Source organism: Nocardia asteroides, assembly GCA_019930625.1.
Taxonomy (GTDB): domain Bacteria; phylum Actinomycetota; class Actinomycetes; order Mycobacteriales; family Mycobacteriaceae; genus Nocardia; species Nocardia sputi.
The window spans coordinates 3725846-3740052 of the sequence record CP082844.1 but is presented as its reverse complement, the minus strand read 5'-3'; the positions used below and the strand labels follow the sequence as shown (position 1 = coordinate 3740052).

16 protein-coding genes are annotated in these 14207 nt (G+C 69.4%); 10 read left to right on the top strand and 6 right to left on the bottom strand.

Going from position 1 to position 14207, the window contains the following annotated elements; translation table 11 throughout:
- Positions 1 to 74: 74 nt before the first annotated feature.
- On the top strand, positions 75 to 227 hold the full coding sequence (locus tag K8O92_17110) for a hypothetical protein (protein UAK29742.1): 153 nt from the start codon (positions 75 to 77) through the stop codon (positions 225 to 227).
- 73 nt (positions 228 to 300) lie between these two features.
- Here the strand turns inward: K8O92_17110 and K8O92_17105 are convergent, their stop codons facing one another.
- The 3 genes from K8O92_17105 to K8O92_17095 all read right to left on the bottom strand — a co-directional run bounded on the left by K8O92_17105 (position 301) and on the right by K8O92_17095 (position 2457).
- Positions 301 to 795 carry an SRPBCC domain-containing protein gene (locus K8O92_17105; protein UAK29741.1) on the bottom strand — a complete coding sequence of 165 codons (495 nt, stop codon included), beginning with the start codon at positions 793 to 795 and terminating at the stop codon, positions 301 to 303.
- 112 nt (positions 796 to 907) lie between these two features.
- On the bottom strand, positions 908 to 2125 hold the full coding sequence (locus K8O92_17100; protein UAK29740.1) for a sigma-70 family RNA polymerase sigma factor: 1218 nt from the start codon (positions 2123 to 2125) through the stop codon (positions 908 to 910).
- A complete protein-coding gene (locus K8O92_17095; GenBank protein UAK29739.1) occupies positions 2122 to 2457 on the bottom strand; it encodes a YciI family protein in 336 nt (111 codons plus the stop codon). The genes K8O92_17100 and K8O92_17095 overlap by 4 nt, the downstream gene beginning before the upstream one ends.
- A gap of 120 nt (positions 2458 to 2577) precedes the next feature.
- On the opposite strand from K8O92_17095, the gene K8O92_17090 reads away from it, so the two are divergent.
- The 7 genes from K8O92_17090 (at position 2578) to K8O92_17060 (ending at position 8576) form a co-directional block, all read left to right on the top strand.
- Positions 2578 to 3708, top strand: a complete 1131-nt coding sequence (locus K8O92_17090) for a Gfo/Idh/MocA family oxidoreductase (GenBank protein UAK29738.1) — start codon at positions 2578 to 2580, stop codon at positions 3706 to 3708.
- 181 nt (positions 3709 to 3889) lie between these two features.
- Positions 3890 to 4477, top strand: coding sequence for a TetR/AcrR family transcriptional regulator (locus K8O92_17085; GenBank protein ID UAK29737.1), 588 nt, complete (start codon positions 3890 to 3892; stop codon positions 4475 to 4477).
- A 67-nt stretch (positions 4478 to 4544) separates the two neighbouring features.
- The gene (locus K8O92_17080) at positions 4545 to 4868 is read left to right on the top strand and encodes a metalloregulator ArsR/SmtB family transcription factor (GenBank protein ID UAK29736.1); all 324 of its coding nucleotides are present in this window, start codon (positions 4545 to 4547) and stop codon (positions 4866 to 4868) included.
- On the top strand, positions 4865 to 5824 hold the full coding sequence (locus K8O92_17075; GenBank protein UAK29735.1) for an SRPBCC domain-containing protein: 960 nt from the start codon (positions 4865 to 4867) through the stop codon (positions 5822 to 5824). The genes K8O92_17080 and K8O92_17075 overlap by 4 nt, the downstream gene beginning before the upstream one ends.
- A gap of 411 nt (positions 5825 to 6235) precedes the next feature.
- Positions 6236 to 7453 carry a cytochrome P450 gene (locus K8O92_17070; GenBank protein ID UAK29734.1) on the top strand — a complete coding sequence of 406 codons (1218 nt, stop codon included), beginning with the start codon at positions 6236 to 6238 and terminating at the stop codon, positions 7451 to 7453.
- A 179-nt stretch (positions 7454 to 7632) separates the two neighbouring features.
- Complete coding sequence (locus K8O92_17065) at positions 7633 to 8181, top strand: cysteine dioxygenase family protein (GenBank protein ID UAK29733.1); 549 nt, start codon at positions 7633 to 7635, stop codon at positions 8179 to 8181.
- On the top strand, positions 8178 to 8576 hold the full coding sequence (locus K8O92_17060) for a rhodanese-like domain-containing protein (GenBank protein ID UAK29732.1): 399 nt from the start codon (positions 8178 to 8180) through the stop codon (positions 8574 to 8576). The genes K8O92_17065 and K8O92_17060 overlap by 4 nt, the downstream gene beginning before the upstream one ends.
- Positions 8577 to 8592: 16 nt before the next feature.
- On the opposite strand, the gene K8O92_17055 is transcribed toward K8O92_17060, so the two are convergent.
- The 3 genes from K8O92_17055 to K8O92_17045 all read right to left on the bottom strand — a co-directional run bounded on the left by K8O92_17055 (position 8593) and on the right by K8O92_17045 (position 12896).
- On the bottom strand, positions 8593 to 10761 hold the full coding sequence (locus tag K8O92_17055; protein ID UAK29731.1) for a protein kinase: 2169 nt from the start codon (positions 10759 to 10761) through the stop codon (positions 8593 to 8595).
- 64 nt (positions 10762 to 10825) lie between these two features.
- Positions 10826 to 11515: a response regulator transcription factor gene (locus tag K8O92_17050; GenBank protein ID UAK35747.1), complete on the bottom strand. Its 690-nt coding sequence runs from the start codon at positions 11513 to 11515 to the stop codon at positions 10826 to 10828.
- 70 nt (positions 11516 to 11585) lie between these two features.
- Positions 11586 to 12896 carry a histidine kinase gene (locus tag K8O92_17045; protein ID UAK29730.1) on the bottom strand — a complete coding sequence of 437 codons (1311 nt, stop codon included), beginning with the start codon at positions 12894 to 12896 and terminating at the stop codon, positions 11586 to 11588.
- 158 nt (positions 12897 to 13054) lie between these two features.
- On the opposite strand from K8O92_17045, the gene K8O92_17040 reads away from it, so the two are divergent.
- Positions 13055 to 13363, top strand: coding sequence for a hypothetical protein (locus K8O92_17040; protein ID UAK29729.1), 309 nt, complete (start codon positions 13055 to 13057; stop codon positions 13361 to 13363).
- 53 nt (positions 13364 to 13416) lie between these two features.
- Positions 13417 to 14124, top strand: a complete 708-nt coding sequence (locus tag K8O92_17035) for an ABC transporter ATP-binding protein (protein ID UAK29728.1) — start codon at positions 13417 to 13419, stop codon at positions 14122 to 14124.
- The last annotated feature ends 83 nt before the right edge of the window (positions 14125 to 14207 follow it).

Genomic DNA, 14207 nt, shown 5'->3' with positions numbered 1-14207 from the left:
CGACGGCAGGGGCGCGGCCACGAGTCGGCTGATTCTTGTCTCCCCGCCACATGACGACGGCGCGGTCAACAAGCATGGCCACCTCCACCTACCCGCCCGATGTCGCCGAGCGGCCGGGATCGGAACCGGCGCTGCTGAGCGCCGGCCTCACCCGAGAACTGCTTCTCGTTATCCCGGAGAACGTACTAGATGAATTGGTTACGCCCCAGTTCGCCGAAATCAGCTGACCGCGAGAGCCATTGCGGAACAGATCGCCGCATACCGGCCTCAGTCAATAGCATTGGAGTATCACCGCAGGTGTCAGCGGTTGTAGCTCGGAATGGGGCGGCCGGCGCCGGTGGTGATCAGCTGCGGCAAGCTCTCGGTGATGTAGAAGGTCCAGCCACGCGAGCACGCTTCGAAGCAGGCGGATTTCTTCGCGGTGAGCCCTTCGTGCCTGAAGCGCAGCGTCGTGCCCCGCGCGGCGGCGGTGAGGTCGAAGATGACATCGGTGCCGGTCCACTCGTCGTGGTCGTCGATGAAGTCGAGGTAGGAGTCCACGACGTGCCAGACCACCCGTCGGTTCGGCACGACCTCGGTGAGCTGGAACCGGGCGAAACGGATGCCTTTCTTGCCTTGGGCGGCCTCCCCGGCGTGGGTGCTGTCATCGGTGAAGACGAACTCGTCGCGCACGGCGGCGGTGTCGCCGATGATGTTCTCGCTCCACCACCCGCGCACGTTGGTAATGGCGGAGAAGACCTCCTCCGGCGTCCGGTCGACGGTCGTGGCGGCGGTCAGGTACTCGGTGTTCGACATGGTTGCTGCCTCTCTGTTCGGTGGTTTCGCACCACCGACGAAGGAGGCCGCCCGGGATCGACACCGACGCGGAAGAATTTCCAGAAATCCGATGCACGCGCGGTAGCGCTGTTCAAAGGCTTCGCAGACGAGCCGTCAAGTAGCGGCGTTCGGCGTCGGTCGGCGCCCGTTCCAACGCCTGTGCGTAGAAATCGGCGGCCTCGGCGACGCGGCCGGCCCGGCGCAGAAGATCCGCCCGCGTCGCGGGCAGCAGGTAGTAGCCATCCAGTTCGCCGGACTCGGCGAGCTCGTCGACGAGGGCGAGTCCGGCGGCGATGCCGTCGGCCATCGCGATCGCCACGGCGCGGTTGAGGTCCACCACGGGAGACGGCGCCAGCCGCGCGAGCTCGGAGTAGAGGGCGGCGATCTGCGGCCAATCGGTAGCAGCGGCGTCGGGTGCGGTGGCGTGACATGCGGCGATCGCGGCCTGCACCTGATACGGCCCGCAACGCCGCATCGCCAGCGCTTCGTCGAGCACCGCGACACCTTCGGCGATCATCGCGCGATTCCATCGGGACCGGTCCTGATCCTCCAACGTGACCAGCACGCCGCCCTCGGTGCGACTCGCGCGGCGGGCCTCGAGCAGCAACATCAAGGCCAGCAGACCGTGCGCCTCGGGTTCGTTCGGCATCAGACCAACCAGCACCCTGGCGAGGTGGATTCCCTCAGCGGCCAGTGCCCTGCGCCCGTCTTGTTCGTCGTAGCCCTCGTTGAAGATCAGGTACAGGACCGCGAGGACAGCGGCCAGCCGCTGGGGCAGCGACTCCGCCGGTGGGACCCGGTACGGGATCCCGGCCTCGACGATCTTGCGCTTGGCGCGCACCAAGCGTTGCGCCATCGTCGGCTCCGAGGTCAGGAGCGCCTTGGCGATCTCGCCCGTGCTCAGCCCTGCCAACGTGCGTAACGTGAGGGCGACCCTGGCGGGGAACGGCAGTGCGGGATGGCAGCACGTGAAAATCAGTCGTAATCGCTCGTCCGGAATCTCCTCGGCAGGCCGCGAGATCGGATCTCGGGCCAGCACGGCGAGCTGCCGCACTTTCGCCGCTCCCGTCGTGTCACGCCGCAGCCGATCGGTCGCCCGGTGACGGGCCGTGGTGGTGAGCCACGCACCAGGACGAGCCGGAACTCCATCGCGCCCCCACGTCGCCAGCGCCGCGGCGAACGCGTCCTGCGCGCAGTCCTCCGCCAGGTCCCAGTCGCCGGTCAGCCCGATCAGCGTGGCGACCACCTGGCCCCACTCCTGCCGATACGCCGCGTCGACCGCGGAACGAACCGCCTCCGGCGACGTCATTCCCACACGGGGCGGACCTCGACACAGCCCCGACTCGCGTAGGGATGCAGCGCCGCGAGCGCGATCGCCTCGTCCAGATCAGCGCACTCCAGGATGTCGATACCGCCGATGAAGTCCTTCGTCTCCGCGAACGGGCCATCCGACACCAGGGTCTCCCCGTCACGCACCCGGACCGTGGTCGCGTCCGCCACCGGACGCAGCCGCGCGCCACCGCGCGCGGCTCCCCGTCGATCCACCTCCGCCGCATACGCCCGATGTGCCGGATCCGCCGCGATCTCCTCCATGGACGGGGACACCTTCTCGTCGTCACAGATCAGCAACACGTACTTCATAGCCCCACTATGCCCGACCCACTCGAACCCCACGCCTCCGTCGACGAGTGGCCTTACCGGTTGCCGGTCGACGGCGCAGCGCCTAGTTTACTACCAAACGGTACATAACTAGGAGCCCTTATGACCGGTCACACCACCGCACCCATCGGTGTCGGCATCGTCGGCGCGAATCCCGCTGGAAGCTGGGCCGCCGCGACCCACCTGCCCGCGCTGGCGGCATTGCCGGAGTTCCGCATCACGGCCGTGGCGACGACGAATCGCGCGTCGGCCACGGCCGCGGCCGAAGCCGCCCGGGCGCGGCACGCGTTCACCGACGCGGCGGAGCTGGCGGCGCATCCGGAGGTGGATCTGGTTGTGGCGGCGATCAAGTCCACCGGGCACGCGGCGGTGGTGCGCGCGGCGCTCGCGGCGGGGAAGCACGTCGTCTGCGAATGGCCGATGGGCACGAGCGCGGCCGAGTCCGCCGAGCTCACCGCCGCGGCGATGGCGGCGGATGTCGTGCACACCGTTGTCCTGCAGGGCTACCACTCGCCATCGGTGAACTACGTCAAGGACCTGCTCGCCACGGGCCGCATCGGCGCCGTTTCCGCGGTCACCATCGTCGCGGCCGGAGATCCGTTCGGCGGCGGATCGATTCGGCCCGAACTGGCCTGGAGCGCCGATCCCGCCAAGGGCAGCGGGCTGCTGACGATCATGGCCGGGCACGTGCTCGGCGTCCTCGAGCACCTGGCGGGCGAACTCACCGAAGTAGCCGCCGTCCTCGCCACGCTGCACGACGAACTCACCGTGCTCGGAACCGGCCGGAGCATCCCGAACCGGCAGCCCGGGCAACTGGCACTGGTCGGCCGCCTGGCCAGTGGCGCGGCGGTCGCGGTGACCGTGCACGGAGGAAATGCCGACGCCCCGGACGGATTCGCGCTCCACATTCGCGGGTCAGAGGGAACCCTGTCCATCGGCCCGCTCCAGTCCGGGATGTATATGCACTGGGCCGACTGGCGAATCCACTTGCGCTCCAACGGCGGATCGGTCGAGGAGCTCCATGTCCCGGACCACTATCGCTCGGTGCCGCCCACGCTGCCCACAGGCCCGACTGCCCACGTGGCGGGCGTCTACCGCGAGACCGCCGCCGCCATCACCGAGGGCAGGGCCGCCCGCCCCGACTTCACCGTCGGCTTGCGCCAGCGCCGCCTCCTCGACGCCGTCACCGAAGCAGCGGAAACCGGCGTGCGACAGGATGTCACCGAGTTATGAGGCTCCTCGCGAGGACGGCCGGGCCGCGACGACAACGCGCGTGTGACGCCCCCCGACCGGGCGATCGGCTGGGAAACCCGACTGAAGTGTGTGACGGTCGGCTCGTGGAGGCGGTGAACCGGACGGCTCGCCTCGAGATCGCCGAGTAAGGTACCGAAAGGTAAGAAACCGGGAGGTGTCCATGCCGGGAGGTCGGCCCCGCAGTTTCGACATCGACAGTGCGCTGGATCGAGCACTGGAGGTGTTCTGGCGGTACGGCTACGAGGGCGCCGCGTTGTCGGATCTCACCGCGGCGATGGGCATCAACCGTCCCAGCTTGTACGCCGCCTTCGGCAGCAAGGCCGAACTGTTCGATCGGGTGCTCGCCCGCTATGCCGAGGGTCCGGGCGGTTACGTCGCCGAAGCGCTCGAACTCCCGACCGCCCGAGCGGTCGCTGCCGCGTTCCTCGAGGGGGCGATCCAGCTGACCACCGGGCACGACAGCCCCGGCTGCCTCTCGGTGCGCAGCGCGCAGGCCTGCGGGCCGGAGGCCGAGCACAGCCGCAAGAGCGCGGTGGCGCTCCGCCTGGCCGGTGAGGCCGCGCTGCGGCGGCGCCTGGAGCAGGCGCGCGCCGACGGCGACCTACCGCGCGACAGCAAACCCGCCGACCTGGCCCGCTACCTCATGACGATCTCCGACGGGATCGCGGTCCAGGCGGCCGCGGGCGCGAGATCGCCCCACTTGCGCCGCACCGTGGACATCGCACTACGGTCCTGGCCCTGCCTCTGACCCTCGTTCTGTGAGTCCTTCCGGCAGAACACTGGCACGTATATTCCATTTCGGCTATATTGCCAATATGGCATCAACGTTCGAGGCGCTGGCCGAGCCTCGCCGCCGGGAGATTCTCGACTTGCTGCGCGCGCGGGAGCGACTGGTCGGCGAGTTGGTGGCGGAGTTGCGGTTGGCCCAGCCCACCGTGTCCAAGCACCTGAAGGTTCTGCGGGGCGCGGGTTTGGTGGAGGTCCGCCACGACGCGCAGCGGCGCTGGTACCGGTTGCGACCGGAACCGCTGGCCGAGATCGAGGCATGGCTCGCGCCTTACCGTCGGATGTGGGAATCCAGCCTCGACGCCCTGGAACGCCATCTCGACGCTATGCCCGACGAGAAAGGACGACCATGACCGATTCCCGAGCACGGCTGCACACGATCGACGGCGCCCCGACCCTGCGTTTCGAACGCAGGCTGGCACATCCGCCGGAGAAGGTGTGGCGCGCGATCAGCGACCCGGCCGAGATGGCCGCCTGGTTCCCGGCGGCTGTCACGACCGAGCTGCGACCGGGCGCCGCGATGCGCTTCACCTTCGCCGACGCACCCGAGACCACCGACAGCGTCTCCGCGGGAGAGGTACTCGAAGTCGACCCGCCCAAGGTCTACATGTTCCGCTGGAGCCAGGACGTGCTGCGATTCGAGCTCGTGGCCGACGGCGACGGGACATTGCTGATCTTCACCCACGTCCTCGGCGGAGGACCGCGAGCACGGCTCGGCGCCGCCAGGTCGGCGGTCGGTTGGGACCGCTGCCTGTCCGCGCTCGCCGCCGACCTCGACGGCGCCCACACCGAGCCGGACGGGAGCTGGCTGACGGACATCGAAAGCTACGTCGCGGATTTCGGGCTCGACACCGGCATGTGTGACGAGGTCCCCGACGGCTACGTGCTGCGGTTCGCCCGCGATCTGGTGTGGCAGCCGCCGGAAACGCTCTGGTCACTGCTCGTCGAGGACGAGATTCCCGCCGTGGGCGCTCCCCCACCCGCCCGCGCGACGAACCAGCATGTCGAGGCGGGCGCACTCCTCGGCGTCGATCCGCCCCGATCGATGGAATACCGGTGGCGGCACGAGGGCACCGTCGTCGGCACGGTGCGCTGGTCCTTCGAAGCCGATCCCGACTTCGGCGTGTGGGTGGAACTCACCCAGACCGTACCGGCGCGACTGGCTCGGCTGCGGCCGACCTTACTGGCCGCCTGGCACGTACACCTGGAACTCTTCTTCGCCGCCACCCAAGGCGACATCCGCTGCCCCTGGCCTGCCGAGCGCGTCGCCGTGCTGGCCGAACGGTATGCGGCGGACCTCGGCGAGTAAGCGAATCCCCGCCCCCGCACGAGGATGCCCGACTGCGCCGCGCGGACGAAGCGGCGGCAGGCTCGGCGATTCGAGCTGCCCGCGCCGCTTCGTCCGCCGTCGCCGCGCTCAACAGCGTCGGAAGGCACGGCGAACGAGCGACTACTCCCGTACGCGGCAGGTCCACAGCCGACGCGACCTCGGAGCGGATAGCTCCGCATTCACTGATCAAGCGGCGCAAACGACCCCACGGCCGGGTTCGGACTGCTTACGATCCCGTGGCACATCGTGAACACGCACCTGACCGGCGCGTAGCCGACCGCGTGCCGCACGCATCGACCGCGTCATCGAAGAGTCTGCCCTCTGGAGTCGAGCCCTTTGTCCACGCCACAATCCCCGCAATCCGCCTCGGAGAGCGCGAAAGGCTGCCCCGTGCAGCACGGTTCACCGCTCGATACCGACGAACCCCGGATCGCGTTGTACACGGAAGCATTCGCCGCCGACCCGCATCACGCCTACCGTGAGATGCGCCGCCGGTACGGTGCGCTCGTGCCGGTCGAACTGGCGCCGAACGTGCCCGCTACATTGGTGATCGGCTACTACGCGGCGCTGCGAATTCTCAACGACCCGACGCACTTTCCCGCCGATCCACGGACGTGGCAGCAGGGCGTTCCGGGTGACTGCCCCATCCTGCCGATGATGGAGTGGCGGCCGAACGCGTTGCGCAATACCGGGTTCGAGCATCAGCGCTACCGCCAAGTGAATGTCGCCAGCCTCGTCGAGGTCGATCTGCACGCATTGCATACGACCACCGAACGGGTCGCGGGCCCGCTGATCAATGCCTTCTGCCGGGACGGCGCGGCAGACCTGATCAGCCAGTACGCGTTCCCCCTCACGTTCGCGGTGCTCAACTCGATGCTCGGCTGCCCGCCGGAGATCGGGCAGCAAGTCGCGATGGGCATGGCCGCCATCTTCGAGGGCGTCAACGCGGAAAAGGGCAACGCGATGCTCGCCGACGCGCTGTTCGACCTGGTGCAGATGAAGCGAAGGAATCCGGGCGACGACATCACCTCGCGGCTGCTGCGCCACCCCACCGGCCTCGACGACATGGAGATGATCCACCAACTGGTCACCCTGTACGGAGCGGGCATCGAACCACAGCAGAACCTGATCGCCAATACCCTGCGGTTGATGCTCACCGACCGCCGGTTCGCGAGCGGGATCTTCGGCGGCAGCCTCTCCACCCGCGAGGCCCTCGACGAGGTGCTGTTCACCGATCCGCCGGGAGCCAACTACTGCTTCAGCTACCCGAAACAGCCGATCCTGGTCGACGACGTGTGGTTGCCCGCGCACCAGCCGGTCGTGATCAGCATGGCGGCGTGCAACAACGACCCGGCCATCCACACCGGCGAGTACACCGACAACCGAGCGCATCTCGCGTGGGGTGCTGGACCGCACGCGTGCCCCGCCAGATCCATGGCCTACCTGATCGCGCAGGACGCCATCGATCAACTACTCGATGCCCTGCCCGAGCTACGGCTCGCGGTCGCGCCGGAGGAACTGGGCTGGCGGCCGGGTCCATTCCACCGTGCCCTCGTGTCGCTGCCCGTCGTCTTCCCGAAATCCCCGCCCTTGCCCGCGTTCGGGTAGAACGGCCGCGTGCAGGCGGCCTTCTCGGGCCTGGCGGTAGCCGGGATCGCGCGGCCGGGCGGCGGGCGGTTGAATTTTGTTCGCGCTGATCGTGATTGGTGGCAAACGTGCCGGGATGCAGCAGAATCCACGCGGCGCAGCCGCGGAGCGCTCATCCGACCGACACGTCAGGAGCACATGTGACCACATCTCTTCCGGTGAATCTCAAGCACGCTCGCGACATCCATCCCGGCATAGACCTGCCGGTGGTGCGAGACGCCCTCCATCCGGACCGGGCACTGTGGTCGCCGGCGCAACTACAGAGACTGACCAGCGAAGTGGCCGCGGAGTTGGCGACGCCGCTGCTGGACATCGCGCGCTTCGATCCCCAGCAGCGCTGGTGGACCCGCCTCGCCTTGACCATGGGCGTCGAATTGTGGCTGCTGTCCTGGGCGCCGGGTCAAGGCACCGAACCGCACGACCACGGCGGCGCTTCCGGTGCGTTCACCATGACCGTCGGCGAACTCCGCGAGGAATACCTGCACCTCGGCGGCCAGGTACGGAAGGCGCAACGGCGAGCCGGTGACACGGTCGCGTTCGGGCCCGATCGAGCGCACCAGCTCCGCAACGACAAGCCGTGGCCCGCCGCGTCGGTGCACGCGTACTCGCCGCCGCTGCGCCCGGTTCGCGAGTACCGTACGCTCACGGATTTCACGGGGACATCAGCGAGCGGAGTAGGTGAACGATGAGCACAGGCGCCGGGGAAATGGTGGCGCGAGCCAGGGCGCGACTACAGCGGGTCGCGCCGGAGCAGGCGGCCGCGTTGCAGTCCGACGGCGGATTGATCGTGGACATCAGGCCGCACGCGAATCGGCTCGCCGAGGGCGAGATACCCGGTGCGGTCGTGGTCGAACGGATCGTCCTGGAGTGGCGCCTCGATCCGAACGGCGAACACCGGCTACCCGGCCTCACCGCGGACACCCCGGTGGTGATCGTGTGCAACGAGGGCTACGCGTCGAGTCTGGCCGCCGCCGACGGGCTCGGTCTCGGCCTGCGCCGGGTGACCGACCTCGTCGGCGGTTTCCGGGCATGGAAAGCGGCGGGCTTGGCAGTGGTCCCGGGCGGAACGCCGGCCGTGCCGTAGCCCGCCGTCGTGCACGTCAGTAGACGTAAACGACCGCATTCTCACCGCCACTGCACGTGATGATCTGACCTTCGGGTTGGCAACTCATCGTGTAGGTCCGTCCGGTGACGGGGCTGGTCGCGACGACCGTGCGCGGCGCGTCGCGTGCCGCGTTCTGCGCCGTGCCGAGTTCGGCATAGGCTCTGCGCACCTCTTCGGCGAAGGCGCAACTCGTCACGGCGGTGCCCGTCGCCGACTGGGTGAACGACCCGGAGGCCGCCCGTCCCTCGCCGCACGGCTGCGCACCAGCGGGCAGGCTGACCGGAGTCGGCTTGACCGAGGTGGACGTCGCGCGTGCGGCCGATGTGCTGCTCGGCGCCCGAGTGCTGGGACGCACGGCCGGCGCGGACGTCTCGGAGTGCGCGGCGGCGGAGGTCGTCTCGACTGCGCCGGAACCGAACGACTGCCAGGCTACCGCGCCGACGACGGCGACCGCGACGACGGCGAGAACGGCCGCCATGATGGGCAGCGCTATGGAGCGACCGGGACGCGACGAAGAGTAAGCGGACTCGTCGTAGTCGTCGTAGCCGTACTCCGGCTCGTCGCGGCCCAGCGGGTAGCCGGTGCGCGCGGGGTAGTCGCCCCGGGGCGGATAGTCCGTGCGGGTCGCGAGGCCGTCCTGCCCCACCGGCGCGAGATATTCGGTCGGGGCAGCCTCGGGGGCGGGGAGATGGTCGGACGCGTCCGGCGGGGCGGCCGAGCCGGGTGGCTGTCGGTGCTCCGGATACCGCCTGGTGTCCTCCGAGTAGTTCCCGACTCCGGGATGTCGTTGCGCCTCGGCCTGCTCGGGTGCCTGGGAGTACGCCTGCGGCGGCAGGTCGGCGTATGCCCATCCCGCGGCCGGTTCCGGGTACGCCCGGGTGGAGTCGGGAGCACCCGGCGCGGAGTCGTCCAGCTGTTCGGCGTACGGCTGCGCGGAACCGACGAGGTCCGGCGACGGGTAGGACTGTTGGATGCCTTGCGGGTACACCTGCGTGGGCGGGGCCGGGTAGTGCTGCGCGTCTTGGTGACCCGCGGCCTCGAAGTACGCCTGGGTCTCCGGGTACAGATGCGCGTCCGGGAACGGGCGCATCGGGGGCAGCTCCACCTCGGGCGGGTACGGCGCTCGCGGACCCTGCGGCGGCGGGTCCACCGACGGGAGCGGCGTGAACTGGAGCTCCGTCGGACGGACCACCGTCGGCGCGCTCGGACGGATCACCGCGGGCAAGGACAACTCGCCCGTCGATTCCGGTGCGACCGCCGCACCGGCTTGCTCGCCCGCGCGTGGCGTCCGGTCGGGCGCGCGCACGACCAGCGTCGGTCCGGTGGCCGTCGCCGAGGCGAGGGCGGCGCGTGCGGCTGCGGCCAGTGCGCTCGCGGCCGGGAAGCGGTCGGCCGGGTCCTTGGCCATGCCGCGCCGGATCACCTCGTCCAACGCGGCCGGAACGCCAGGTGCCTGAGTGCTCGGCCGCGGCGGCGGATCGGACAGATGCGACTTGATCAAGACGTTCATGCTGCCCGAAGGGAACGGCGTCGCTCCGGTCAGGCATTCGTGCAGCACGCAGGCCAGTGAGTACACGTCGGCGCGGCCGGTGACCGGTCCGACGTCGAAGCGTTCCGGGGCCATGTAGATGTAGGAGCCGACGGCCATGCCGACCAGCGTCACCGCGCTGTCGCCTTCGGTGTGCGCGATCCCGAAATCGGCGAGATACGCGAAATCCTGGTCCGTGACCAGGATGTTCGCCGGTTTGACGTCACGGTGCACCAGATTGCTCGCGTGCGCGGCGTCCAGGGCCGAGGCGATCTGCTCGATGATGCCGACGGCGCGAGCCGGACTCAGCGGCCCCCGGCCGCGCAACAGGGTGCGCAGGTCGACGCCCCGGACCAGCCGCATGTCGATGAACAGCACACCGTCGATCACGCCCCAGTCGTGGATCGGGATGACGTGCGGTTCGGCCAGCCGCGCGGCGGCCTGCGATTCCCGGCGGAACCGCACCTGGTAGGTCGGGTCCGCGGCGAGCTCTTCCGACAGCAGCTTGACCGCGACCTCACGGCCCTTGACCGTGTCGTATGCCTCGTAGACCTCCCCCATTCCCCCCTTGCCCAGCAACGACCGCAGTTCGTACGGCCCGAACCGCGTTCCGGTTCTCGGCCCAGGTTCCTGCACCCGTCATCCTCCGCATCCCGGGCAGCACACCACGATCACGCGGTACGCGACCGGAGCCTGCCCGTCAAAGATTGGATTCTCCGGGTGTCACCACCCCGTGGTCAAACGCGAACACGATCGCCGCGGCTCGATCCCGTAGATCGAGCTTGCCGAAGATATGTCCCACATGGCTTTTCACGGTCACTTCCGAGATGCCGAGCTCGCGTGCGATTTCCGCGTTGACCCGACCGCGCCCGATCAGTTCGAGCACCTCGTACTCCCGCGCGGTCAGCTCGGACAGCCGGGCATCGCTGGTGGTGCGGACCGGACGTACCGTGCGGTAGGCCGACAGCACACGACCGGTCACCGAGGGATCCAGCCACGCTCCGCCGCCCGCGATCATCCGCACCGCGCGGATGAGGTCCTCGGCGGGCGAGTCCTTGAGGATGAATCCGGCCGCGCCCGCGCGCAGCGCTCCGGACAGCAACTGGTCGTCGTCGAAGGTGGTGAGCACCAGCACCGGCGGGGCGCCCTCGCGCGCCCGCAGCATCCTGGTCGCGTCGATCCCCCCGACCCGTTTCATCCGCAGGTCCATCAGCACCACATCGGGGCGCGACTGCGCGACGGCGGCGGGCACTTCGTCGCCGTCGGCGCACTCGGCGACCACGAAGCCGTCCCGCCTGCGCAGGATGCGCCGCAGACCGCCGCGCACGAGTTCCTGGTCGTCGACCACCAGTACGGTCACGGCATCTTCGCCACTCGCGGGCGACGGCACGCTCACGACCGCTCCTCGCCGACGCTCGGCGCCGTCGTGCCGCTGCCTCGACTCACTCGCTGGGGCTCCCTCACGTCCCTTCCCTTCCGGTCGCCGCGGTGCCGAGCACCGAACAAGAGAATCCGCCGCGGCCGGGCGCGAGCGGAATGCCCGCGCGCACCGACCAACCTCGATCGGACGGGCCCGCCGTCATCCGGCCACCGAGCAGTTCGGCGCGCTGCCGCATGCCGGAAAGGCCCATGCCCGCGCCGCGCTGCCCGGGCGGCCCGGCGGGCAGCGTGTTGTCCACCGTGAGGGTCACCATCGTCGCGTCCACCGCGAGCCGGACCCGCGCGGACGCGCCGTGGGCGTGCTTGACGACGTTCGCCAGCGACTCCTGGCCGATCCGGTACAGCGCGAGCCCGACCGCGGGGGACACCGCCCCGAGGTCGCCGTGGCGGTCGTAGCGCACGTCCAGACCGGCCCGCACGAAATCGCCGACCAAGTCCTCGATGTCCTCCACGCCGGGTTCCGGTACCTGTTTCCAGGGGCGCGCGTCGAGCAGGCCCACCGTGCGGCGGATGTCGGCCATGGCCTGCCTGCCGAGCCGCTCGGCGTCGGTCAGCGCTTCCACGGCTTCGTCCACGTCGCGATCGGTTTGGAGCGCGTGCCGGGCGGCGGTGAGATGCAACAGGGTGATGCTCAGCGAGTGCGCGATCACGTCGTGCACTTCACGGGCGATCCGGTGGCGCTCTTCGTCGGCAGCCTGCGCCGCGCGGATGTCCTGGTACCCGCGTTCCTGGTAGAGGAAACGGCGCTGATATTGCAGCATCAGTCCGGCCATCCAGCCGAACGCGATGCCGACCAGGTATGTGGGCAGCCCTTCGGGCACGTGACCGATCGCGTCGAAGGCGACCAGCTGGAGCATCATCGCGACCGTCACCGGGATACTCACCCGCTTCGGCGCGATCGCCGCGATCTCACCCGCGGCGGCCACCAGGACGAAGGGCGCGAAGTCGGCCGCGACCGGTTGGGCGAGGAACAGCGCCTCGGCCGCCATGGCGAGCACGCCGAGCAGCAGCGGGCGCGGGAGCACGCCGAGCAACGCGTGCAGCGGACCGAAGGCACACGTCAGCAGCACGGCGATGATCGGAAGCACGGTCGGGAAGTAACTGTGCCGCTGCACGGCCGCCGCGACCGCCACGACGAGCACCGCGACGTCGACGCTGATGATGATCGAAGGCGGGTAGTCGTAGGGCAACTCCTCGACGCTGCGCCGGAACGCCGCGACCGGATCGCGGCCGAACTCGGCGCACCGCAGGCGGATGCGCTGCATCGAGGCCCGCACGCGGCCTGCCCGAGGCGTACCGGGCGGTGCTGCGGATACGCCGGTCGAACCCATTCTCCAAGGCTAGCCGCCGTCCGGGGGCCGGTACATCGTCCCCGAAGCGGGCCGCCACTCCTACCGTGGGCGGAGACGCATTCGGGTCCCTGGCACGACGACAACAAGACAGTCGCGTCCGTAGCGTTGGCGGTAGTTCACAGAGGAAGGCGATGGCCATGTCCTGGACCGATCAGCACGCTCGAACCGACATCGTGCACACCGTGCTCACCCGCGCGGCGCTCGACCCGGCCGATCCCGACCTGTTCGAGGGGCTCCCCGACCTGGATCGACTGTTCGGGGGCGTGGACGGACTATTGCTCACGCTGCGCTACCGATGGAACCTTCATTACGCCGCGAAACTCGACCAGGGATCGACGGCGATGGAGGCCTATCTCGAGCTGGCGGCCGAGCAGCCGGTGCTGCGCGCGGTGCTCGATGCACAGTATCGTCGCCGCAAACTCGCGTCGGAGGCCATGGCGCGGTAACGCGCCACGAGGGACGAACAACTTTGATCGACGGTACGGAGCGGGGGACATCGATGGCGGAGCCGGCAATGCTGGAACTGTCGGGCGTGACGAAGGAGTATCGGGTCGGCGGCCAGGCCGTCCGCGCGCTCGATGACGTCGGATTGCGTATCGAGCCGGGCGAATTCACTTCGATCATCGGGCCCTCGGGATCCGGCAAGAGTACTCTGCTGCACTTGCTCGGCGCCTTGGACAGTCCCGACGCGGGCTCGATCCGGTTCCGGGGCGAGGAGATCGGCGCGCTGGACGAGGAACAGCAGTCGGCGTTCCGTCGCCATCAGGTGGGTTTCGTGTTCCAGTTCTTCAACCTGCTGCCCACGCTGTCGGCATGGGAGAACGTGGCGATCCCGAAGCTGCTGGACGGCACGGGTTTGCGCAGGGCCAGACCGCGCGCGCTGGAATTGCTCGACCGGGTCGGGCTCGGGCAGCGGGCCGAACACCGCCCCGCCGAACTGTCCGGTGGGCAGATGCAGCGGGTGGCGGTTGCGCGGGCGCTGATCATGGACCCGCCGTTGATCCTGGCCGACGAACCCACCGGCAACCTCGACTCCAAGACCGGCGCCGCCATCCTCGAATTGCTCGGGGAGATCGCCGGATCGGGCAGTTCGGTGGTGATGGTGACCCACGACATGGGCGCGGTGACCTACTGCGACCGCGTGATCACCTTGCGCGACGGGCGGATCGGGTCCAACGACAAGGTCGAGCGGACGGTCAACGCGTGAGCGGTCAGGCCCGCAGGCGGCAGCGAAGCGTAACCCCGCAGGGCCCCGCTCACGCGAACAACCAACACCACGTGAGCGGTCAG